The 2553-nt window shown below is 31.5% G+C and carries 3 protein-coding genes; all 3 read right to left on the reverse strand.

What is annotated here, in order from left to right:
• Positions 1 to 44 precede the first annotated feature (44 nt).
• Positions 45 to 404 carry a DUF4829 domain-containing protein gene (locus FTV43_RS14950; protein WP_257222000.1) on the reverse strand — a complete coding sequence of 120 codons (360 nt, stop codon included), beginning with the start codon at positions 402 to 404 and terminating at the stop codon, positions 45 to 47.
• Between the two features lie 277 nt (positions 405 to 681).
• A complete protein-coding gene (locus FTV43_RS14955) occupies positions 682 to 1569 on the reverse strand; it encodes a hypothetical protein (protein ID WP_179995793.1) in 888 nt (295 codons plus the stop codon).
• Positions 1570 to 1963: 394 nt separating this feature from the next.
• Positions 1964 to 2553: LysR substrate-binding domain-containing protein (locus FTV43_RS14960; protein WP_257224129.1), on the reverse strand; the 590-nt coding region annotated here is incomplete at its 5' end.

Here is a 2553-nt window from a genome sequence, read left to right on the forward strand (position 1 = left end):
AAGGTGTATTATGTTAATTTTAGGGAAAATAAATAATTATTAGCTTAAGGCCCACTACCCAATCCTGTAATTAGCCAATCAGATTGAGGAGATTTTTTCACAAGAGTAATAAATAAAATATAGTCACCTACTGGACTGCCAGCATCATCTATATGCACGATTTTAACTTTTACCATCACTGAAATAATTTTATAAAATTCTTGATAATACTCAGGTCTACTTTCCGCTGAATCATCATTAATTCTTATTATTTCTAAAATTTTTGAGTCTTTGAAAGAAAGAAATCTTTCAGGACTTTTTAAGTCTTCATATAATTGCGCATCAGGCCAAACATATTTGATTGCTGATTTTCGATCATGTTTAGCAAGTGAATTTAAGAAAAGTATCGTTGTCTGTTTTGCCATTTCATTGTCATAATTCAATTTCTGTTTATATGAATTAAAGATCAGAATTAAACATAGACCTACAAGCAAAATTCCTACTTTTATAATTTTTGGGCGATTTACCATTCTTTTTGAAAACCCTTTCTAACTGCTAATGTTTAACCTTATCAATAAAGTCAGGCACTTATTTAACATAATGGCTGTTATACGAAATAAAAAAAAACCTAGGCACTGCCTAGGTCTTAAATTTAAAAAAATACATAAAGATTAAGGCGCATGACACTTCAATCAAGCTATATTAATAATTACATACCATAGAAACAGCACCTTGATAGTTACCATTATTGCTCAAAGTCATACGGTAAATTGCACCAAGTACTAGGCTATTTGGTCCATTATCAGCTATGTTAAATGTACCGATCTGATTTGATTCACCTTGTTGTCCTACGATACCCAATAAGTTATAGCTGCTATAGTTATTGAATGAATCAACCCATCTCATTGATGAAGCAAAGGTAGTTTCATCACTGCCATTTTTTGCAGTAAATTTAACGTCGATATTGCCGTTAGGATTTAAGGTAATACTTCCATTATGAATGGATGGAGAAATAAAGTTTTCAAATTGGCCACTATTGGTCACTTTTGCTTGAGTAGCATTAACATCAGTACAGTTAATTTGTTTGGTTTGGGCAGAAATACGCTTAGTAATGATTGGGGTAAATGCAAAATAAAAATAAGAAGCATTGCTATATTTGGAAATATCTGTTGATTTTATTTCCCCATCTTTTTCATAATTAAAAATTCCTTTGGTTACACGAGCAATCGTAAAGTTTTTATTTCCAGCAATTTCTTTCGCAACAATATCTCCTGTAATTTTGTAATCACCAAATTCGGTGATAATACCATCGGCATTTTGTTTTACAGAATCAAGTCTTGATGCACCAGAAGAATTAGGGTAGTCAAAAATAATATTGTAGGATTGTGATGGATTCAATTTTTCCAATACTGAACCAGTAGAAGTATCTGGTGTGGTGCCGCTGTTCCCTGTAGAGCTCGATGTACCATTCCCTGTAGAGCTCGATGCACCATTCCCTGTAGAGCTCGATGCACCATCACTGCCGCCGCCGCAGGCAGTTAAAGTAAGACCCAAAGAAATAACTAAAAAAGAGGTCTTAAATCGGTTCATGGTAATTCCTAGTTTAAAAGAATCAACTATAGTCTATTGTTAGAATACTGAAAATACGAACATCTTTTTATTTACAATAACTTAGGTGCATAAACCTACTTTTAAAGGCTTATTCAGCAAACAATGATTGATAGCTATTAACTTTATAGGCATATTTAATTCAAATATACCTCCCCTTTAACATAATGGCTGTTATACGCAATAAAAAAACCTGGGCACCAACCCAGGTCTAAAATTTAAAAAACAGATAAATATCAGTGCAATAAACTCATTTTTCTAATTTCGCATAACGTGTATTATGTTAATTTTAGGAAAGCTTAATAAATCCGTGTTTAAAAATTAAACTAGAAAGATTTTGTATTACTATCAATTTAGAATTCCTCTCTTATAAATCTTATTTAATGACGCTATCTTTTTGTATTGATGAAGCTATTTTATCAATGGTAGTACGAACACGTATTGGTAAGAAATTTGATCTTTTCCATACAATTTGAATAGGATAGTTAGTACTTGAATAGTTAGTAAGTAGGTGTATTAATTGACCACTTTGTATATATTCTTGAATCAACCAGGAAGGTAACCAACCAATTCCTCCATGCATTAGTACATAATCTAATATGCTTTTTATGTCATCCATTTGAACTTTATTTTTTGGCAAATATTTTATAGTTTTATGATGAGAACTTTGAAATATCCACTTTTCAAGCTGCCCATTTTTCAAATATCCAATAGTCTGATGGTTATCTAAATCTTTGATGCTCTCAGGAACCTGGTATCTTTTTAAATATTCAGGTGTGGCACAGAGCCACATTGCATGCTCAGAAATCTTTTTAACCATTAATTGACTATTATCTTCTAAATTACCAATTCTTATCACTAGGTCATAATTATCTTCAATTAAATCAATATAACGATCATTAAAAGAAAGAACCATATTCAAATTTTGATGTTCATCTGCTAAGTCTCTTAATATCGGAACAATGA

Source organism: Acinetobacter sp. YH16053, assembly GCF_013417035.1.
GTDB lineage: Bacteria > Pseudomonadota > Gammaproteobacteria > Pseudomonadales > Moraxellaceae > Acinetobacter > Acinetobacter towneri.